Genomic DNA, 20,863 nt, shown 5'->3' with positions numbered 1-20,863 from the left:
TGACGGTGCCAGGCATTGCCTGGCCCACTATTGAGTTCTCAAGGTACGAGCTATCCCATTCCAGCCCTCCCCGCTGTTTTCCCACCCCAACTGTTGTAGCCCTACACCCCTCCTCATAAAGGGGGCGCAGAACCCGTCAGGGCGTACGCGGCAGGTGTCTGGTCCGGTCGCATTGTCTTGCGGCCTTACAGGCGGTGCTGTGCGCTTGGAAGAGGGCGTTTTCACCTCTTCGCCGGTCAGCCTCGCTGCCTCACCTCCTTTTCCCGTGTCCCCCGCTGCTGCGGTGGGCGGTACTTCCCGGAGGGGCCTTTCTGCGTTGCGCTGTTCCGACACCGAGAACGTTAGGCATTTACCTAGTTGCAAGCAACCCGCAGTGCTCATGTCAGGAATGGAGGCGCGTGATCACTCGATCACGGAAAGTATCGAAAGGGGTCACCCTGTGCATATAGGGGAGAGGGTAAATCCCTACTAGCACGGATTACGGGAAAGTCAATAGCCCAAAATAGGACACTTGATCGCCGGCCTCTATCTTAGTAGCTAAGGCAATACGCAGAGTAATATATTCTGTTATGCGGTAGAGCTCATTCCGAGACATCTTCGTTACCATTTGCACAGGATGTGCAGCATTCATGCATTCATTCATCGCATGAGCTACACACAATGCACACATGTATGTCCATGACAGGGTCGAGAGTGATTCGGACATTAGGTGTCGTACCGGGCGAGCAAGTGCTTACCTGACGGCTCGTCACTCGTATATCTGATGGGTCGTCAGTGATCCTGAGTGGTCTAGACCTCATGACCGGTGCCCTCGGGGTCTCGCTCCCTGACGCGTCGTCATGTGTGCTGCTGCGTGAATGAATTGCCTGGTCAATCCATTGATTCATTCTTGATCGCCTGTGATGTGTACCCGGGGGTAATACATGCATACGCTCACACAGGACCCACCGGGGGTGCCTTCCTTCCACCGTGTACGGGTATGAAAGTTTTCGGGGCTGGAGGCACCCCGTACCGGCCTACGGCTTCGCCGGACTTGTCAAGCTGGCTCGAAGCGCTCCAGGAGCTTCCTGGGGCCCCTCCAAGGCCTTCCAGAGCCCTTCAAGGTGCTCTCAGTGACTCTCCGGGATCGATTTGGGGGCCGGCGGGCTCCCCGCGGAGCTCAAGGGGCGCTGAATGAATGAATTAGAGGCCGCAGTGGGGCTCCTCGAAGCCTCCCAGCCGGCAGAAAAGGAGGCGCCGGCGCCCTGGAGGCGGTAGGCCAGCACTCCGAGGCTCCATGAGGCCTTCCAGGGCCTCGCATCACCCGTTCGAGGGGCCTTGGCCAGGACGCTTGCACGCTGTCAGTGGGCCGTGGCAGAGTCGTTCTCGCCAAACTGGGGAAGCCCGGGACGGTGATGGCAGCAGTACCGCTCCGCACCGGCGGAGGTTGGTCAGCCGCAGGCGTACCCATTGTGATTGGCGTACTCCATGCTCCGCTTGTGCGGAGATCGCCTTGACCCAGAGAGCCAAGCTTCTCGGGATGGGGTTTTGCCCTCGTATGAGGGATTGGGCCCGCGCTCTCGGGTATGGCTCATGGCCCTGTTTCACCTGTACGTCGGACCCGCGCTCGCGGGTAGAAGTGCCCCGCCCTTCGAGAGCGGGGCACTTCGCCGTATCTAGGCCCGGCTGTCAGCCCCGACCACTACGCTCCAGCAACATGAGCGTCCACTTCACCACGTTCGTCCTGCCGAAGACGGCCATCAATCTGCCGCATGACACCCCGTTCCTTGTTTTCGGGGCGGACACGGCCGAGGAAATCACCTCCATTCCGCTGGCGACCTCATTGCACGTGATCGGCAACGAGCTGATGCCCCTCGTGCACGCTTCCGAGACTTACCCCGTGCCAGTTTCGGACCACTGGATCAGGGCGTCCATGGAGGAGTACGACAGGGCTGCCAAGGTTGCTGTGGTTCTTGAACCTGTCCCCGCGGACATCTCAACTGAGTGGGCGGAGCTGACCGAAGGCGCCCTGGGCCCCGATCTTCCGCCGTGGCTCAGCATGATGCTCTTCGCCAAGCTTCACGTCGTGACGCGAGACGTGCCGGTTACCTCGGGGACGGGTGTCGCCGACATCGGCATGGTCGTCGGGGCCCCGACCACACTGCCGACGTGGGCACAGCAGGAGATCATCCCCGAGGGACGTCTGACGTGAGCTGTACCACTCTTTCGGTGAAGTCGTCCGGAAGGGTGGGAGATTGACACATACATCTTTATTGCCGGGGGTTCTATATGCCCCGGCAGAAAAGGTCATTGAACGCCAACAGCACCCCTCGACAAGGGGTGCTGCTTTGGTTGGTCCTACATTCAGTTCGAGAGGGCGGAGAGGCCTCCGCGCAGAAATGCCCTTGCCCTCTCAGAGTCTCCCGGTCGAAATTCTATGCTCACAGCCACTCCATCGTGACCTGATGGCCACATGGCACTCCTGGAGCCGTCTCCCAGCACGTCAGCCAACTGGTCCACCAGGTCCCCGAGCTCAGGGTCCCGCTGATGTGCAACCTGCCGCTCCTCGGGGCTCTCGGTGAGCTTCCGCTGCCGTTTCTCGGCATGCCGGTGCACCTTCAACTCCGTGACCCGGGTCCTGGTGGCCACCATGTGGCGGCGCCGGCCCCCTGACCCCGACTCAGCTTCGACGATGGTGACCTGAAGGGCCCCCGGCTTCGGCGGGGACGGCTTCAGGTAGAGGTACACCTCATCGGGCCCCGGCAGCAGGACGGCATGAACGTCGGGCTCCTCGCGCAGCTCGACCAATTCCCCCTCGTCCAGGAGCCTCCGAATATGGGTTCGAATGGTCATTTCCGGTATACCCGTTGCCTCGGAGACGACCTTGATGGCCCGCGCGAGGGGCAAAAAAGTGTTCGGGTTGTCGACCTCGAACTGTCGCACGATTTGTACGATTTCAAGCACGGTGGACATAGCGCATCCTAGCGCCCGGTAGGGTGACCCCGTGCACCGTTGCTCGGGGGGACCTCGTTCCTCCGAGCGCAGGTAGCCGGCCCCGGGTCTGTCCCCGGGGCCGGTTCTCATCGACTAGGCTCAGCCCCGGCAATGAGTAACGACCCTTGCTGTTGCATGGCCACATGAGCGCCAGGCCCGAGATGCCCCCACCCCGAGGTGAGGGCATCTTCGCGTTTCTGGCCTGCTAACTGGCCGCCTCGGCGTCCGCGGAAACCTGGCCCAGGTAGCGGGTCCCGGTTCGCGGCGCCACCCCCAGAGCCTCGGCCAGCGTGGTACCGGTCACCTTCTTCTTCTCAGCCTTGAGCCTGTCGGCCGCCGCCTGAACCTCCTCAGGCGCCACGGCCGGCTTCCGGCCCCGCTTCCCTCGCCGCCTTGCCTCCCCTGTCTCCATGTCGATCAGGGACAGCTGCCCGTCCTCCTGGTCCTCGGCGACCTCGGGCACATCGGGAGCCTCCACTTCAATGGCCGTCTCGCGCGGGCCACGGCCCATGTGCAGCAGGTGCGCCACAACCAGCCCTGGGATAGCCGAGACAGCTGCGACCAGAACGGCCGAGGTGTTCATGTAGTCGAGCTGAATCAGGTGAGATATGTCCTGCGCCAGGATGGCCAGGATCAGCGCGAGGACGGCGCCAACCTGAGCGGACACTTTTCCCGGCAGGTTGAAGCGTCGGGCCACATCGGCCATTACGGCGGCGCTGGCTGCGTACACGCTGACGCAGACCGGCATCAACGTGGCGAAGCCACTACTCCACCCGGCCACCTCAGCAAGGTGAATTTCGCCCGGGACGGACATAGCCAGGGCGGCGCCGAAGGCGAGCGGGGCGCCAATTTTCCTGGTCGCCCGCGCAAACCAGGGCAGGTCAACGGAAACAGTCCCAGACATGATCGTCCCCCTTTCAGGCCGCAGCCGGAATGAAGCTGTACGGCCGGGCCTTCGGGGCGAAGGTGCCTGTGGCCCGTCGGTCGCGGATGGCCGCCAGCAGACTGCCGGCCTCGTCAGCAGTGGCCGAAGGAGTGGACACCTGGTTCTTGGCCACCTTGGCCACCTTGGCCACCCCGGCACAGCCGGAGCAAATTCCGGCCTCCTGGCCACGCGGCAGAGGTGCCTTGCACTGGCCGCACTCGGCCAGGGGCGCAACTGGCGCGGCCGGTTCGGCCGGCATCTTGTGCGTAAGCCGCCACTCCACGATGGCCGCCGGCCGAGCCACCTGGGCAGGCAGGCCGGAAATCAGGGCGTCACGAATTTCGGCCTCGGTGGCGCCTCGGGCCACCCACTGAGCGGCGAGCGGGGCCAGTCGCAGCATCTCGGCGACACCGAGGCGGAGACGACGGTCGGCCTGGCCGACGCGGGCCAGGACGGTCACGGCTTCCGCCGTGGCCTGCTCCTGCTCCTGGTGGCTGTCCTCCTGCCCGCCCTCGACCTCGGCCGCCGGTGCGTCCTCGACCTCTTCGACGGGGGTAGGGGTGGGGTTCTTTTCCTGGTTCTTTCCCTTCGGGTTAGACCCGAAGGACCGGCAGCGCCGTTCCCCGACCTGCGGAGATTCGCTCTTCGGTTCCCCGGTCTGCGGGCGGTCGAAGACGGCCACATGCGTGGACCAGCGGCCGGCCTCGTTCTGCGTCTTGGTGCACACGACGAAGCCAGCAGCCTGAAGTTCCTTCATGGCGCCGGTGACACGTCGCTGGCCCTCGCGGGTGTCCTCGGTGAGGGACCTGACCGTCGCGGCGGTCTGGGCAGGCTGGCTCAGGAGGAGTCCGAGGAGGCCGCGGGCGGCCAAGGACAGGTCCGAGTCCTGGAGTATCGAGTTGGGCAGGACCGTGAACTCGCGGTCCTGCCGGGTACGCTGAATCTGCACGGAGACTGTTCCTCTGCGTGTCGGACCCCGGGAGGCTGCAACCTCGCCGGGGTCAACTGTGCTAGGCAGTTGGTTGCAAGTCGATCTTTACTTGCAACTTGGGAACCGTAACACGACCACCCGGCCTCCGGTCCAGCATCAGAGCTTCATCCGCTTGGGGACCACCAGCTCGAACGCCTCCTGGTAACAGATAAGGCGGATTCCGTTGCGCTGCGTGATCGCCTCCAGGACTGCGACATTGCTCGACATCCACAGTTCACGCCAGGTCTTGCCCAGACTCCGGTACTCCCATCGATCGCCGCTCGGGCGCCCGCTAAGCGTCTCGTACTCCGCGTTCAGCTTGTCGATCGTGGCCTCTGCCGTCGGGCGGGTGAGGGCCGTTCCGTACCGTCGCCCAGGCTCCATGTCTGCCATCAGGTGAACAACAAGCTCTTCGATTTCCGCCATGCGGCCGGCGTTGTCCTCGCCCACGACGTAGATGCGCTCTTCCGCCTCCAGGTCGCCGAATTCCTCCATGAGGTGGTGTTCGAACGTCGCGAGCAACCTCCCCGGGTCCCAGGAGACCTGTTCCTCACAGCCGTACTTTGTCCGACCATCGACCTCCCGCGGGGTTGCACACCTGAACTTGGGGTACTCGGTAACCTTGCCGTCCTCCTTTTCCCTTCGGGCAACATGCAGGCGAATGTTCCCCTTGCAGTAGCCACAGCACCAGACCGTTGGGAACGGAGTTACGTTGGTCGGAGGGGACATCTTGAAGGTGCGACCACTAAGGTATTCCTGAAGCTTCTTCCACTCCTCTTCGGAAAAGATTGCATCGGCAACCTTCACCTTGTGCCCGTTGCGGTCTATCACCGGTATCGTCTCAAAGTACTTCTTGCCAGGGACGGGGCGGGTTTCCATCTTCCAGCCCATAAGGGCTTCGTTCTTCAACATCTTGCGCAGGCCGGAGGCTGTCCACTTGTATGTGCGGCCCGCGTCTTGGATGCGCTTGGACGGACGGGTTCCTCGGGCTGTCGGCTCATGCCGCGCGTTGAGATCGTCGGCAATAGCGGCATGCGACTCCTTTCCGGCGAGAAGCCGGTTCACGATCTCCCGTAGGACGTTGACCTGGTGAGGGTTCTGGCGCAGGTATGCAGCCCCGTCCTCCTTGTAGACCTCGAAGCCGTACGCGGGCATGCCGCCGGCCCACCGCGTCAGCTCACGAACGCTGTCTCGGAAACTCTTGACTCGGATGCTGGTGTTCTTGGCCTCCATCTCCGCCAGCGCGGAGAAAAGAGCGATGATGACATGCCGAAATGGGCCGGTCATGTCGAAGATCGGCTCAGTGACGGATGCGAAGTCCTTGTTTCCATGGTCGACCGCCCATCGAAGCAGTTCTTGCATGTCCAGAACTTTTCGGATGATTCGATCGAGCTTCCAAAACAAGATCAGATCGAATTCGGGGGCGCGCTCCTTCAGCCAGTGGCCAAGCTCCGCCCGCTCAAACGGGCTCTGCTTCGAGGCCGACACATGGGCGTCTCGGGCAACGCCGGCCTCGGTCCAGCCGAGGTGTGCCCGGTCGGCGATGAACTGGCGGGCATCGAAGAGCTGACGCTCAAGGCTCGTGGACTCGTCGGTCAGGTCACTGATCCGGAGTGAGATGAGGACGCGAACCGGCTTGGGCCGGCCTGTGGCCAACAGCGTTGCGGCCGAAATTGCCAGGTCAGAGGAGGTCATGGGCGGGAACGGTACCCCTGTATACATGCCGGGTACAAGCGCGGCACCTTCTACCCGTTCGCACCGCTGCCCGGCGGCGGGGAGAAGCGCGACAACCCGCTGGAGCTGGAGGTCAACGCGATGCTCGGCAACGACCTGCGGCTGGAGAAGGACCTCACCCGCTGGTTCCCGGTCTGGGGCGCGCCGGGGCTGTGAGCCGACGGCCGCCCCCCGGGCCACTTAAATCGGTGGCCCGCGGCCGCCCCCGCCCCTAGGGTCCGCCCGTGATCAACTGGACCGCACTCGAATCCGCCGCCCCCACTCCCGACACCCTCGCCGCCGTCAGCGCCGCGCTGCGCTCGCCCGACCCGCACGTCCGCGACAGCCTCGCCTACGAGCAGCTGTGCCGCTGGGTACCGCTGCTGACGCCCGAGCAGCGCCTCGCGCTCGGCGACGAGATGGCCGAACGCCTCACCGACCCCGAGATCCAGGCCCGCACCTTCGCCCCGCTGGTCCTCGCCGACCTCGCCGACCACGGCGCCCACCGCCCGGCCTGGCTGGCGGCCTTCGCCCGCTGGTACGTCGGCGAGACCGACCTGCGCGGCTTCGACCCCCGGCTCGGCTGGCTGCACGCGGTGGCCCACGGCGCCGACCTGCTGGCCGCCCTCGGCCGCGGCCCGCTGCTCGCCGACCCGACCCCGCTGCTGGACCTGGTCACCGCCCGGCTGCTCGCCCCCACCGACCACGTACTGGACGCCATGGAGGACGACCGTCTCGGCCGCGCCGTCGCCCAGATCCTCACCCGGCCGGAGCTGACCGAGCGCCAGGCCCTCGGCTGGCTCGACCCGATCGCCGCGCAGCCGCCGCGCCGCCCCTCCGCGACCGCGGGCGCCGTCCCCGCCGTCGTCTCCAACACCCTGCGCACCCTGCGGGCCGTCTACGTGCTCGCCGACCGGGGCGTCCGGATGCAGCGCGGCGGCGCACCGGTGCCGCTGCCGCACTCCGCCGCCCTGCGCGCGCGGATCGCCGAGCTGCTGGTGCTGAACTCGCCGTTCACCGGCTGACGCCCCGTAGACTCCGGGGAATGCGCAGCCGCCAGTACGGACCGGACCTGACCCCGCCGTGGAAGCGGTCGACGCCCGCCCCCGAGGTACCGGCCGAGCGGGACCTCGTGGTCGAGGAGGCGTCGACGGGCTTCTGCGGGGCGGTGGTGCGCTGCGAGCGGACCGCCGAGGGCCACACCGTCACCCTGGAGGACCGGTTCGGCAAGCACCGGGTGTTCCCGCTGGTCCCGCGCGGCTTCCTGCTGGAGGGCCGGACGGTCACCCTGGTCCGGCCCGCGGCCCCGGCCCCGGCCCGCACCCCCGCCCGCACCGCCTCCGGCTCGGTCGCCGTCCCCGGCGCCCGGGCCCGGGTGGCCCGCGAGTCGCGGATCTACGTCGAGGGCCGGCACGACGCCGAGCTGGTGGAGCGGGTCTGGGGCGACGACCTGCGGATCGAGGGCGTGGTCGTCGAGTACCTGGAGGGCGTCGACGACCTGCCCGCGATCGTCGCCGAATTCGCCCCCGGCCCGGAGCGCCGCCTCGGCGTCCTGGTCGACCACCTGCTCCCGGGCACCAAGGAGCACCGCATCGCCGCCCGGGCGAGCGGCCCGCACGTCCTGGTCGTCGGCCACCCCTACATCGACGTCTGGCAGGCCGTGAAGCCCTCCTCCGTTGGCATCCCGGCCTGGCCCGCCGTCCCCCGGGGCGAGGACTGGAAGACCGGCACCTGCCGCCGCCTGGGCTGGCCCGAGGACACCCCGGCGGCGTGGAAGCGCATCCTGTCGAAGGTGAACTCCTACCGGGACCTGGAGCCCGAGCTGCTGGGCAAGGTCGAGGAACTGATCGACTTCGTGACCCTGCCGGGTCAGGAGTAGGGCCGGAACTCCGTGGTGTCGAGCGTGATGCCCAGCAGGTCCACCGGAACCGGCTCGCCGAACTTGGTGGTCCGCTCGGCCACGTAGTCGGGCAGCCCGGAGGCGGCCGCCCGGGTCGGCTCGGTGAGCAGGACGCAGAGGCCCTTGATCGGGTCGACGATCAGGTAGACGGGGATGCCGCCCTCGGCGTACAGCTCCCGCTTGGTCCGGTAGTCGCGCAGCACGCTGGTCTTCGAGACGACCTCGACGACCAACGTCACGGCGGGCGCGGGAATCAGTCGCCCCGGACCGTCGGCGGCGCCCCGCTCGATCACCACAAGATCGGGCTGCGGCTCACTGGCGTCCACCGGGAACGCCACGTCCTGGGTCTGGAGCCGGTGCCAGCGTGCACGCGGGATCTGGTCGACGAGCGACTCGACGATGAGGTTGTGGGCCATCTCCGGCCCGGCCATCATCACGATTTCCCCCCTGATGAGCTCGGCCTTGAAGCCTTCCGGGACCTCCAGGTTCTCGAAGATCCCAGTCATCCGGTCATCGATGGCGGTCATTGCGCGCTCCCTCCGACGGCTGACACCACGTTAACGAGTCTCAGTCCACCAGGTCACGTACCACCGCGTCGGCCAGCAAGCGGCCGCGGAGGGTGAGGGCGGCGCGGCCGGCGGCCCAGGGCTGCGGGGCGAGGAGGCCGTCGGCCAGGTGCTGGCGTGCGGCCTTCAGGCCGGTCTCCGTCAGCAGGTCCAGCGGGATGCCCTCGACCAGGCGCAGTTCCAGCAGGATCCGCTCGACCCGGCGGTCCTCGGCGGCGAGGCGTTCGCGGCCCTGGGCGGGGGTGCGGCCCTCGGCGAGGGCGCGGGCGTAGGCGGCGGGGTGCTTGGCGTTCCACCAGCGGACGCCGCCGACGTGGCTGTGCGCGCCGGGGCCGGCGCCCCACCAGTCGCCGCCGGTCCAGTACAGCTCGTTGTGGCGGCAGCGGCCCTCGGGGGTGGTGGACCAGTTGGAGACCTCGTACCAGGAGTAGCCGGCCGCGGCCAGCGCCTCCTCGGCGATCAGGTAGCGGTCGGCGTGCACGTCGTCGTCGATCATCGGCAGTTCGCCGCGGCCGACCCGGGCGGCCAGCTTGGTGCCCTCCTCGACGATCAGCGAGTAGGCGGAGACATGGTCCGGGCCGGCGCCGATCGCGGCGTCCAGGGAGGCCCGCCAGTCGTCGTCGGACTCGCCGGGGGTGCCGTAGATGAGGTCGAGGTTGACGTGCTCGAAGCCCGCCGCGCGCGCCTCGGCGACGCAGGCCTCGGGGCGGCCGGGGGTGTGGTGGCGGTCGAGCAGCTGCAGCACGTGCGGGCGGGCCGACTGCATGCCGAAGGAGATCCGGTTGTAGCCGCCCTCGCGCAGCTCCGCCAGGTACGCCGGGTCCACGGACTCCGGGTTGGCCTCGGTGGTGACCTCGGCCCCCTCGGCGAGCCCGAACTCCTCGCGGATCGCGGCGAGCATCGCCACCAGGTCGCGGGCGGGCAGCAGGGTCGGGGTGCCGCCGCCCAGGAAGACGGTGCGCACCGGCGGGGCGGCGTCGCCGAGCACCCGGCGGGCCAGCCGGACCTCGGCGACCACGTTGTCCGCGTAGGTCTCCTGGGAGGCGACCGTGCCGGAGGAGCGCAGCTCGGTGGCGGTGTAGGTGTTGAAGTCGCAGTAGCCGCAGCGGCTGGCGCAGTACGGCACGTGCAGGTAGAAGCCGAACGGCCGGGAGCCCAGCCCGTCCAGGGCGTGCGCGGGCAGGGAGCCGTCGGACGGTACCGGTTCACCGTCGGGGAGTGCGGAGGGCATGACCCCATTGTCCCGTACGGCCGGAGTGATCCCCCCGGGCCGTACGGGACAGCGTGGGACGCGGTCGGACCGGGCCGGGATCAGGCCTCGTTGGCGCCCGCGTACATCGCGGTGACCTCGTCCGCGTAGGTCCGCTCCACCACCGGGCGCTTGATCTTCAGGCTCGGGGTGAGCTCGCCGTGCTCGACGTCCAGGTCGCGCGGCAGCAGGTGGAACCTCTTGATCGTCTGCCAGCGCTGCAGCGAGCCGTTCAGCCGCCGGACGAAGCCCTCGATCAGCTCGTGGGTCCGCGGGTCGGCCGTCACCTCGGCGTAGGAGCTGCCCGCCATCCCGTGCTCGGCGGCCCACGGCATGATCACGGACTCGTCCAGGCCGATCAGCGCGGTGCAGAAGTTGCGGCCGTTGCCGATCACCAGGATGTTGCTGACGAACGGGCAGACCGCCTTGAACTTGCCCTCCACCTCGCTCGGCGCGACGTACTTGCCGCCGGAGGTCTTGAACAGGTCCTTCTTGCGGTCGGTGATCCGCAGGAAGCCGTCCGCGGACAGCTCGCCGATGTCCTCGGTGTGGAACCAGCCGTCCGACTCCAGCACCTCGGCGGTCTTCTCCGGCAGGTTGTGGTAGCCGCGCATCACACCGGGGCCGCGCAGCAGGATCTCGCCGTCCTCGGCGATCCGCACCTCGGTGCCCGGCAGCGGACGGCCCACTGTGCCGACCCGGATGTCCTCGGCCCGGTTGACGCAGGAGCCGGCGCTGGTCTCGGACAGGCCGTAGCCCTCCAGGATCGGCACGCCCGCGCCGACGAAGAAGTAGCCGATCTCGGGCGCCAGCGCGGCACTGCCGGAGACCGCCCCGCGCAGCCGGCCGCCGAACGCGGCCCGGATCTTCGAGTACACCAGCCGGTCGGCGATCGCGTGCTTCAGCCGCAGCCCCACCGGGGCGGTGCCCACCCCGGTCGCCACCCGGCTCTCCTGCACCGCGCGGGCGTGGTCGCGGGCGGTGCGCGCCGCCCACAGGAAGATCTTGTACTTGGCGCCGCCCTCGGCCCTGGCCTTGCCGGCGATGCCGTTGTAGACCTTCTCGAAGATCCGCGGCGCCGAGGCCATCACGGTCGGCCGGATCACCGGGAGGTTGTGGATGATCCGCTCCACCCGGCCGTCCAGCGCCATCACGTGCCCGGTGGCGATCTGCCCCGAGATCAGCGTCTTGCCGAACACGTGCGACAGCGGCAGCCACATGAACTGCACGTCGTCGGCGGCCAGCAGCCCGCTGGCCTCCTGGGCCCGGCCCTCGTACGCCCAGCAGTCGTGCACCAGCCGCACGCCCTTGGGGCGGCCGGTGGTGCCGGAGGTGTAGATCAGGGTCGCCAGCTGCTCCTTGTCGAGCGCGGCGATCGCCTTCTCGACCGCGTCCGGGTGCGCGGCCAGGTACTCGGTGCCGAGGCGCTCCAGCTCGGTGAAGGACAGCACCCTCAGCCGGCCGGCCTCCGGCGGCCCGTCGGGCGCGTCGAAGAGGACCACCGTCTCCAGCGCGGGCAGCCGGTCCAGCTCCGCGACCACCTTGTCCAGCTGGGCGGTGTTCTCGGCGAACATGGCCCGGGAGCCGGAGTCGGAGAGGATGAACGCGGTCTCGTCGGCGTTGGTGCTCGGGTAGACGGCCGTGGTGGCCGCGCCCGCGCACATGTTGCCGAGGTCGGCCAGGACCCACTCCAGCCGGGTGGAGGAGGCCAGCGCGACCCGGTCCTCGGCCTCGATGCCCAGCGACAGCAGCCCCGCCGCCACCGCGTACACCCGGGTCGCGGACTGCGCCCAGGTCAGCGACCGCCACTGCTCGGCGCCGGGGGTGCTGTCCGCCGCGTGCTCGTCCACCGGGACCGGGTAGCGGTAGGCCTCACCGCCGGGGGTCAGCGCGACCCGCTCCTGGAACAGGTGGGCGACGGAGGTGGGACGCCCGGCGACCAGGTCGGGACGGCCGGAGTCGATCAGGGACTGCGCGGAACTCAACGAGGACCTCCGGGGGCGGGTGGCCGTCCGATGGACGTGGAGGGACGGGGTCTGCGGCTGGGACCGGCACCGCGGACGGGACGCGCGGCGGCCGTGGGGGCGGTCGCCGGCCCGCCTGACGCAAACCGGGCCGGTACCAGTGAGTAACAAGAGGGCTGTCAGCAGCCTAGGGGGAAACCGGTCATTCCGTAAGAGGGCGGACCGAGCTGGCACCCTCCCGAACCATCGGTGCACGGCACCACCCCACCGCCCGGAACGTTCGGCAAAGAGCCGGACAAAGATCCGGCTCGCTTGCCCGGAATCGGCTGTACGAGCCCTCCGAACAACGAGAATTGGGATGCCAAAGACGCCGCCGACGACAAGAGTGAGCCAGTGCTGATCAGACTGCTAAGGGCGTACCTCCGCCCCTATTCCCGACCGATCACCCTGCTGGTGCTGCTCCAGCTGGTGTCCACCCTCGGGCTGCTCTACCTGCCCACACTCAACGCCGACATCATCGACAGCGGCGTGATCAAGGGGGACACCGGCTACATCCTGCAGGTGGGCGCCGTGATGATCGGCGTCACCGTCCTCCAGACCCTCTGCTCGATCTGCGCCGTCTACTACGGGGCGCGCACCGCCATGGCCGTCGGCCGCGACATCCGCGCCGCCGTCTTCGACCGCGTCCAGGGCTTCTCCGCCCGCGAGGTCGGCCAGTTCGGCGCCCCGTCCCTCATCACCCGCACCACCAACGACGTCCAGCAGGTCCAGATGCTGGTGCTGATGTCGTTCACCATGATGGTCGCGGCGCCGATCATGTGCGTCGGCGGCATCATCATGGCCCTCAACCAGGACGTGCCGCTCTCCGGCCTGCTGCTGGCCGTCGTCCCCGCCCTCGCCGTCGTGGTCGCCGTGCTCGTGCGCCAGCTCCGCCCGCGCTTCCGCAGCATGCAGGACAAGATCGACACCGTGAACCGGGTGCTGCGCGAGCAGATCACCGGCATCCGGGTCATCCGCGCCTTCGTCAAGGACGACCACGAGCAGAACCGGTTCGCCGACGCCAACGAGGACCTCACCGGCGTCTCGCTGCAGGTCGGCAAGCTGATGGCCTACCTGTTCCCGAGCGTGATGCTGGTCGTCAACATCTCCAGCGTCGCCGTCCTGTGGTTCGGCGCCCACCGGATCAACAGCGGCGACATGGAGATCGGCGCACTCACCGCGTTCCTCTCCTACCTGCTGCAGATCCTGATGAGCGTCATGATGGCCACCTTCATGTTCATGATGGTGCCGCGCGCCGAGGTCTGCGCCGAACGCATCCAGGAGGTGCTCGGCACCGAGTCCAGCGTCGTCCCGCCCACCGACCCCGTCACCGAGGTGCTGCGCCGCGGCCACCTCGAACTGCGCGAGGTCGAGTTCCGCTACCCCGGCGCCGAGGCCTCCGTCCTGCGCGGCATCGACATCACCGCCCGCCCCGGCGAGACCACCGCCGTCATCGGCTCCACCGGCAGCGGCAAGTCCACCCTGCTCGGCCTCGTCCCCCGGCTCTTCGACGTCAGCTCCGGCCAGGTCCTGCTCGGCGGCGTCGACGTCCGGCAACTCGACCCCGGCGCCGTCTCGGACAGCGTCGGACTCGTCCCGCAGAAGCCCTACCTGTTCTCCGGCACCGTCGCCAGCAACCTCCGCTACGGCCGGCCCGACGCCACCGACGAGGAGCTCTGGCACGCGCTGGAGATCGCCCAGGCCAAGGAGTTCGTCGAGAAGTTCCCCGAGGGCCTGGACGCGCCCATCGCCCAGGGCGGCGGGAACGTCTCCGGCGGCCAGCGCCAGCGCCTGGCCATCGCCCGCACCCTGGTGCGCCGGCCCGACATCTACCTCTTCGACGACTCCTTCTCCGCGCTCGACTACGCCACCGACGCCAAGCTGCGCAAGGCGCTCGCCCGCGAGACCACCGAGGCGACCGTCGTGATCGTTGCCCAGCGCGTCTCCACCATCCGCGACGCCGACCGGATCATCGTCCTCGACGAGGGCGCCGTGGTCGGCACCGGAACCCACGGCGAGCTCATGGCCGGCAACCCGACGTACCGGGAGATCGTGCTCTCCCAGCTCACCGAGCAGGAGGCGGCGTGACCAGCCCCGACAGGCCCGCACCCGGGTCCGACAAAGCACCCGGACGGCCGGACTTCGCCAAGGCGCCCGGTGGACGACCGGACTTCGCCAAGGCACCGGGCGGACCCGGTGGACGTCCGGGCGGCCCCGGCGGACCGGGCGGACCGGGCGCGCCGGTCGGTGACTCCCAGTCCGCCGCCGCCCGCCGCGGCCCCGCCGGCCCCGGCCGCTTCATGGGCGGTCAGGGCGCCGAGAAGTCCATGGACTTCAAGACCTCCGGCAAGCGGCTGCTCAAACTGCTCCGCCCCGAACGCGCCCTGATCGCCGGCGTCCTCGGCCTGGGCGTCCTCAGCATCGGCGCCGCCATCGTCGGTCCCAAGATCCTCGGCCACGCCACCGACCTCATCTTCGCCGGCGTCGTCAGCAGCCGCTTCCCGGCCGGCTCCTCCAAGCAGCAGATCGTCGACGCCATGCGCGCCCGCGGCGACGGCGACCTCGCCAACCTGATCTCCTCGGTCGACTTCACCCCCGGCCAGGGCATGGACTTCGGCGCCATCGGCAGCATCCTGCTCTGGGTCCTCGCCATCTACGTCGCCTCCGCCGTCTTCGGCGTCGTCCAGGGCCGCCTCGCCGCCCGCGCCATCCAGCGCGTCGGCTACCGGCTGCGCCAGGACACCGAGGCCAAGCTCGCCCGGCTGCCGCTCAGCTACTTCGACAAGCAGCCCCGCGGCGAGGTCCTCAGCCGGGTCACCAACGACATCGACAACATCAGCCAGACCATGCAGCAGACCACCGGCCAGGTGATCAACTCCCTGCTCACCGTGGTCGGCGTACTCGCCATGATGTTCTGGATCTCCTGGCTGCTCGCCCTGATCGCGCTGATCGCCGTCCCGCTGTCCGTCGTCGTCGCCACCCGGGTCGGCAAGCGCGCCCAGCCCCAGTTCGTCCAGCAGTGGCGCTCCACCGGGCAGCTCAACGCGCACATCGAGGAGATGTACACCGGCCACTCCCTGGTCAAGGTCTTCGGCCGGCAGAAGGAGTCCGCCGCCACCTTCCGCGAGCACAACGAGGCCCTCTACGCCTCCAGCTTCAAGGCCCAGTTCATCTCCGGCATCATCCAGCCCGCGATGATGCTCATCGGCAACCTCCAGTACGTGCTCATCGCCGTCGTCGGCGGCCTGCGGGTGGCCAGCGGCGCCCTCTCCATCGGCGACGTCCAGGCCTTCATCCAGTACTCGCGGCAGTTCAGCCAGCCGCTCACCCAGGTCGCCAGCATGGCCAACCTGGTGCAGTCCGGCGTCGCCTCCGCCGAACGCGTCTTCGAACTCCTCGACTCGGCCGAGCAGACCCCCGAACCGGCCATGCCGGAACGCCCCGACACCCTGCGCGGCCGGGTGGTCTTCCAGGACGTCGCGTTCCGCTACGACCCCGACAAGCCGCTCATCGACGACCTCTCGCTCAAGGTCGAACCCGGCCAGACCGTCGCCATCGTCGGCCCCACCGGCGCCGGCAAGACCACCATGGTCAACCTGCTGATGCGGTTCTACGAGGTCAGCGCCGGGCGGATCACCCTCGACGGCGTCGACATCGCCGCCATGTCCCGCGAGGACCTGCGCTCCGGGATCGGCATGGTCCTCCAGGACACCTGGCTGTTCGGCGGCAGCATCGCCGACAACATCGCCTACGGCGCCGACGGCGCCACCCGCGAGCAGGTGGTCGAGGCCGCCCGGGCCGCCCACGTCGACCGCTTCGTCCGCACCCTGCCGGACGGCTACGACACGGTCATCGACGACGAGGGCACCGGCGTCAGCGCCGGCGAGAAGCAGCTCATCACCATCGCCCGCGCCTTCCTCGCCCAGCCGTCGATCCTGGTCCTCGACGAGGCCACCAGCTCCGTCGACACCCGCACCGAGGTGCTCATCCAGCGGGCCATGGCCCGGCTGCGCACCGGCCGCACCAGCTTCGTCATCGCGCACCGGCTCTCCACCATCCGGGACGCCGACGTGATCCTGGTGATGGAGAACGGCTCCATCGTCGAGCAGGGCGGCCACGACGAGCTGATCGCCGCCGACGGGGCCTACGCCCGGCTCTACCAGGCGCAGTTCGCCGAGGCGGTCGCCGAGGTCGAGTAGCCCCCGGGCGCGGTCGCGCGCCTTCCCCGCCCACCTCCCGGTGAGCCTCCCGGCGAACCCGGGGCGGCCGGCCCGACAGCCGGTCGCCCCGGGTTCCCGCACGTCCGGGGCCGTCCCACCCTGCCCCGCCGGGGGGCGGGACGCTACCGTAGGGCCGTGAGTGACGAACCGTCGGCGGCCACCGCCGCGCCCAGCACCGGCAGCGGCAGCGGTGGCACCGGCAGCGCCCGGGCCACCACCGGCAGCACCGACGCCACGACCGGCGGCACCGCCCCGGACGCCTTCGAGGCCAACCGGCGCTACCTCGGCTCCGTCGCCTACCGGATGCTCGGCTCCTTCACCGACGCCGAGGACGTCCTCCAGGAGGCCTGGCTGCGCTGGCGCGCCGCCGACCGCGCCGCCGTCGCCGACCCCCGCGCCTTCCTCACCACCGTCGTCACCCGCCTCTGCTACGACCAGCTCGGTTCCGCCCGGGCCCGCCGCGAGTCCTACTTCGGCGAATGGCTGCCCGAACCGTCCGTCTCCTACCAGAGCGGCCCCGCCTCCCCCGCCGAGCTCGCCGAACTCGGCGAATCCGTCTCGCTGGCCCTGCTCGCCGTCCTCGAACAGCTCACCCCCGCCGAACGCGCCGCCTTCGTGCTGCACGACGTCTTCGCCGTCGGCTTCGACGAGATCGCCGCCTCCCTCGACCGCAGCCCCGACGCCGCCCGCCAGCTCGCCTCCCGCGCCCGCCGCCGGGTCAAGGACGGCGGCCGCCGGGCCACCGCCGACCCCGCCGAGCACCGGCAGGCCGTCGAGGCGTTCGCCGCCGCCACCGCCCGCGGCGACATCGAGGGCCTGCTCGCCGTCCTCGACCCCGAGGTGGTCTGGCACTCCGACGGCGGCGGCCTCGTCACCGCCGGCGCCCGCCCGGTCTTCGGTGCGGAGAAGGTCTCCCGGCTCGTCGCCGGCATGGTCACCAAGTGGGGCACCCCCGACACCGTCATCGAGTTCGCCCTGGTCAACGGCGAACCCGGCCTGGTCTGGTACCAGCAGCCGGGCCTGGTCGGCGGCGTGGTCGGCTTCACCGTCGCCGACGGCCGGATCACCTCCGCCTACACCGTGGTCAACCCGGAGAAGCTCACCCACCTCAACCCCGCCACCACCCCGCCGGCGGTGTGACGCGGGTCACCGTCACACTCCGGCCGGCTCCGTCGTCCCCCTTCCGAACACGCGGAGAGCGTTCCCCGGCCACCCCGGGGGCGCCGGAAGAGGACGCCGCCGACGGCGCCACGAAGGAGCGGGACGACATGACCGAGAAGCAGATCGTCGTACTGGGCGCCGGCTACGCGGGCCTCGCCGCCGCCACCCGTGCCGGCAAGCGCGGGCAGGTCACCCTGATCGCCCCCGAGCAGCGGATCCTGCACCGCATCCGGCAGCACGAGACCGCCGCCGGGCACCCCGAGCACCGGCCCGCCCTCGCCGAGGTGCTGCGCGGACGCGCCGTCCGCCACATCGCCGCCCGCGCCACCGGGATCGACCTCGCCGGCCGCAAGATCACCCTCGACAACGGCGAGGTCGTCGCCTACGACACCCTGGTCCACGCCCTCGGCAGCCGCACCGCCTGGCACGACGTCCCCGGCGCCGCCGAGCACGCCTACGCCGCCGAACACGCCGCCGGGATCGCCGAACGGCTGCGCACCGCCGACCGCCCCGGCACCGTCGCCGTGGTCGGCGGCGGCGCCACCGGCATCGAACTGGCCGCCGAACTCGCCGAGGCCCACCCCGACTGGACCGTACGGATCGTCGCCGCCGAGCAGGTCGGCGGCTGGTTCTCGGCCAAGGGCCGCGGCCACGTCCACCGGGTGCTGCGCGGACTCGGCGTCGCGAGCCACGAGCAGACCGCCGTCACCGCCGTCGACGCCGAGGGCCTCACCACCGCCGGCGGCCGGATCCCCGCCGACCTGGTCGTCTGGGCCGCCTCGATGGAACCGCACCCGCTCGCCGCCGAGGCCGGCCTCGCCGTCACCCCGGCCGGCCGGGCGATCGTCGACGACCACCTGCGGTCGGTCTCGCACCCCGAGGTGCACGTGATCGGCGACGCCGCCGAGGTCACCGTCCCCGGCACCGGCACCCTGCGGATGGGCTGCGCCACCGCCCTGCCGCAGGGCCAGTACCTCGGCAAGCTGCTCGCCGGGCGCACCGACAAGCCGTTCGCCTTCCGCTACCTCGTGCAGTGCCTGAGCCTCGGGCGGCGCGACGGGCTGGTCCAGCTGATCCACGGCGACGACTCGATGCGACCCACCGTGCTCACCGGCCGGACCGGGCGGCTGATCAAGGCCGCGATCCTGAAGAGCGTCGTCATGTCGCTGCGCTGAAGCACACGTGAGGGGCCCGGGACACGCATCGCGTCCCGGGCCCCTCACGGTGGAGGGCGAGCGGCCGGGTCCTCCCCGGCCGCCTTCCGCCCTCGGTTACTTCTTCGGTTACTTCTTCTCGCCCTTGGGGGTCTCGGCGTCGGTGGACAGCGCGGCGATGAAGGCCTCCTGCGGGACCTCCACGCGGCCGACCATCTTCATCCGCTTCTTGCCCTCCTTCTGCTTCTCCAGCAGCTTCCGCTTACGGGAGATGTCACCGCCGTAGCACTTGGCGAGGACGTCCTTGCGGATGGCGCGGACGGTCTCACGGGCGATCACCCGGGAGCCGATCGCGGCCTGGATCGGCACCTCGAACTGCTGGCGCGGGATCAGCTTCTGCAGCTTGCCGGCCATCATCACGCCGTAGCCGTAGGCCTTGTCCTTGTGCACGATCGCGGAGAACGCGTCCACCGCGTCGCCGTGCAGCAGGATGTCGACCTTGACCAGGTCGGCCGTCTGCTCGCCGATGGGCTCGTAGTCGAGCGAGGCGTAGCCGCGGGTCTTGGACTTCAGCTGGTCGAAGAAGTCGAAGACGATCTCCGCGAGCGGAAGGGTGTAGCGCAGCTCGACCCGGTCCTCGGACAGGTAGTCCATGCCCTGGAGGTTGCCGCGGCGGGACTGGCACAGCTCCATGATCGCGCCGACGAACTCGTTCGGCGCCAGGATGGTGCCGCGCACGACCGGCTCGTACACCTCGGCGATCTTGCCGACCGGGAACTCGCTCGGGTTGGTGACGGTGTGCTCGGAGCCGTCCTCCATGATCACCCGGTAGACCACGTTCGGGGCGGTGGAGATGAGGTCGAGGTTGAACTCGCGCTCCAGGCGCTCCCGGATGATCTCCAGGTGCAGCAGGCCGAGGAAGCCGCAGCGGTAGCCGAAGCCGAGCGCGACCGAGGTCTCCGGCTCGTACACCAGCGCCGCGTCGTTCAGCCGCAGCTTGTCCAGGGCGTCGCGCAGCAGCGGGTAGTCCGAGCCGTCCAGCGGGTACAGGCCCGAGAACACCATCGGACGCGGGTCCTTGTAGCCGCCGAGCGCCTCGGTGGCACCCTTGTGCATCGACGTGATGGTGTCACCGACCTTGGACTGCCGGACGTCCTTCACACCGGTGATGATGTAGCCCACCTCGCCGACGCCCAAGCCGTCGGCGACCTTCGGCTCCGGCGAGATGACGCCGATCTCCAGCAGCTCGTGGGTGGCGCCGGTGGACATCATCGCGATGCGCTCGCGCTTGGTCAGCTGACCGTCCACGACACGGACGTAGGTGACCACGCCGCGGTAGGAGTCGTACACCGAGTCGAAGATCATCGCGCGGGCCGGGGCGTCCTTGACGCCGACCGGGGCCGGGACGGTGTTGACGATGTGGTCCAGCAGGTCCTCGACACCGAGACCGGTCTTGGCACTGACCTGAAGCACGTCGGACGGGTCGCAGCCGATGATGTGGGCGATCTCCGCGGCGTACTTCTCCGGCTGCGCGGCCGGCAGGTCGATCTTGTTCAGCACCGGGACGATCGTGAGGTCGTTCTCCAGCGCCAGGTACAGGTTGGCGAGGGTCTGCGCCTCGATGCCCTGGGCCGCGTCGACGACCAGGACGGTGCCCTCGCAGGCCGCGAGGGAACGCGACACCTCGTACGTGAAGTCCACGTGTCCCGGGGTGTCGATCATGTTGAGGATGTGCGTGTTCCCGGCGTGGGGACCGGTCCTCGGCGCCCACGGGAGACGGACGGCCTGCGACTTGATCGTGATGCCGCGCTCGCGCTCGATGTCCATGCGGTCGAGGTACTGGGCGCGCATCTGCCGCGGGTCGACCACACCGGTGATCTGCAGCATCCGGTCGGCGAGGGTCGACTTGCCGTGGTCGATGTGGGCGATGATGCAGAAGTTGCGGATCAGCGCCGGGTCGGTACGGCTGGGCTCTGGCACATTGCTGGGGGTCGCGGGCACCTTGGTCCGATTCTCCGTTGGTCCGGGG

The 20,863-nt window shown here is 69.3% G+C and carries 15 protein-coding genes; 7 read left to right on the top strand and 8 right to left on the bottom strand.

Translation table 11 applies throughout. The annotated features are described in order from the left end of the window. Nucleotides 1-1,696: 1,696 nt before the first annotated feature. A complete protein-coding gene (locus BI06_RS20065; protein WP_043470229.1) occupies nt 1,697-2,191 on the top strand; it encodes a hypothetical protein in 495 nt (164 codons plus the stop codon). Nucleotides 2,192-2,343: 152 nt separating this feature from the next. Here BI06_RS20065 and BI06_RS20060 read toward each other — a convergent pair whose 3' ends face one another. The 4 genes from BI06_RS20060 to BI06_RS20045 form a co-directional block, all read right to left on the bottom strand. After that, complete coding sequence (locus BI06_RS20060; protein WP_043470226.1) at nt 2,344-2,952, bottom strand: hypothetical protein; 609 nt, start codon at nt 2,950-2,952, stop codon at nt 2,344-2,346. A gap of 226 nt (nt 2,953-3,178) precedes the next feature. Beyond that, nucleotides 3,179-3,877 (bottom strand): hypothetical protein, encoded by a 699-nt coding sequence (locus BI06_RS20055; RefSeq protein ID WP_051741453.1) that lies wholly within the window; start codon nt 3,875-3,877, stop codon nt 3,179-3,181. Between the two features lie 13 nt (nt 3,878-3,890). Then, nucleotides 3,891-4,655, bottom strand: coding sequence for a hypothetical protein (locus BI06_RS20050; RefSeq protein ID WP_149030420.1), 765 nt, complete (start codon nt 4,653-4,655; stop codon nt 3,891-3,893). Between the two features lie 330 nt (nt 4,656-4,985). Further along, the gene (locus BI06_RS20045) at nt 4,986-6,563 is read right to left on the bottom strand and encodes a recombinase family protein (RefSeq protein ID WP_043470220.1); all 1,578 of its coding nucleotides are present in this window, start codon (nt 6,561-6,563) and stop codon (nt 4,986-4,988) included. Nucleotides 6,564-6,826: 263 nt separating this feature from the next. Here BI06_RS20045 and BI06_RS20040 point away from each other — a divergent pair, with 263 nt between their 5' ends. Beyond that, nucleotides 6,827-7,606: a DUF2785 domain-containing protein gene (locus BI06_RS20040; protein WP_043470218.1), complete on the top strand. Its 780-nt coding sequence runs from the start codon at nt 6,827-6,829 to the stop codon at nt 7,604-7,606. A gap of 20 nt (nt 7,607-7,626) precedes the next feature. After that, nucleotides 7,627-8,460 carry a DUF3097 domain-containing protein gene (locus tag BI06_RS20035; RefSeq protein WP_030395766.1) on the top strand — a complete coding sequence of 278 codons (834 nt, stop codon included), beginning with the start codon at nt 7,627-7,629 and terminating at the stop codon, nt 8,458-8,460. Here BI06_RS20035 and BI06_RS20030 read toward each other — a convergent pair. The 3 genes from BI06_RS20030 to BI06_RS20020 all read right to left on the bottom strand — a co-directional run bounded on the left by BI06_RS20030 (nt 8,451) and on the right by BI06_RS20020 (nt 12,281). Then, complete coding sequence (locus BI06_RS20030; RefSeq protein WP_043470216.1) at nt 8,451-9,008, bottom strand: Uma2 family endonuclease; 558 nt, start codon at nt 9,006-9,008, stop codon at nt 8,451-8,453. The genes BI06_RS20035 and BI06_RS20030 overlap by 10 nt on opposite strands. Nucleotides 9,009-9,048: 40 nt before the next feature. Then, nucleotides 9,049-10,278, bottom strand: a complete 1,230-nt coding sequence (hemW, locus tag BI06_RS20025; protein WP_043470212.1) for a radical SAM family heme chaperone HemW — start codon at nt 10,276-10,278, stop codon at nt 9,049-9,051. An 80-nt stretch (nt 10,279-10,358) separates the two neighbouring features. Beyond that, complete coding sequence (locus tag BI06_RS20020) at nt 10,359-12,281, bottom strand: long-chain fatty acid--CoA ligase (RefSeq protein WP_030395763.1); 1,923 nt, start codon at nt 12,279-12,281, stop codon at nt 10,359-10,361. Nucleotides 12,282-12,653: 372 nt separating this feature from the next. Between BI06_RS20020 and BI06_RS20015 the strand changes: the two genes are divergently transcribed. The 4 genes from BI06_RS20015 to BI06_RS20000 all read left to right on the top strand — a co-directional run bounded on the left by BI06_RS20015 (nt 12,654) and on the right by BI06_RS20000 (nt 18,855). Further along, nucleotides 12,654-14,387: an ABC transporter ATP-binding protein gene (locus BI06_RS20015; protein WP_030395762.1), complete on the top strand. Its 1,734-nt coding sequence runs from the start codon at nt 12,654-12,656 to the stop codon at nt 14,385-14,387. Nucleotides 14,388-14,599: 212 nt separating this feature from the next. Continuing rightward, nucleotides 14,600-16,498, top strand: a complete 1,899-nt coding sequence (locus BI06_RS20010; protein ID WP_051741533.1) for an ABC transporter ATP-binding protein — start codon at nt 14,600-14,602, stop codon at nt 16,496-16,498. Nucleotides 16,499-16,654: 156 nt separating this feature from the next. Continuing rightward, nucleotides 16,655-17,659 carry an RNA polymerase sigma factor SigJ gene (gene sigJ / locus BI06_RS20005; protein WP_078880278.1) on the top strand — a complete coding sequence of 335 codons (1,005 nt, stop codon included), beginning with the start codon at nt 16,655-16,657 and terminating at the stop codon, nt 17,657-17,659. Nucleotides 17,660-17,787: 128 nt separating this feature from the next. Then, nucleotides 17,788-18,855: an NAD(P)/FAD-dependent oxidoreductase gene (locus tag BI06_RS20000; RefSeq protein ID WP_043470210.1), complete on the top strand. Its 1,068-nt coding sequence runs from the start codon at nt 17,788-17,790 to the stop codon at nt 18,853-18,855. Between the two features lie 108 nt (nt 18,856-18,963). Here BI06_RS20000 and lepA read toward each other — a convergent pair whose 3' ends face one another. Beyond that, nucleotides 18,964-20,835 carry a translation elongation factor 4 gene (gene lepA / locus BI06_RS19995; RefSeq protein ID WP_078880277.1) on the bottom strand — a complete coding sequence of 624 codons (1,872 nt, stop codon included), beginning with the start codon at nt 20,833-20,835 and terminating at the stop codon, nt 18,964-18,966. Nucleotides 20,836-20,863: the final 28 nt, after the last annotated feature.

The organism is Kitasatospora sp. MBT66, assembly GCF_000710405.2.
Taxonomy (GTDB): Bacteria; Actinomycetota; Actinomycetes; order Streptomycetales; family Streptomycetaceae; genus Kitasatospora; species Kitasatospora purpeofusca.
The sequence above is the reverse complement of the archived record's forward strand: the minus strand, read 5'-3'. Positions and strand labels throughout refer to the sequence as shown.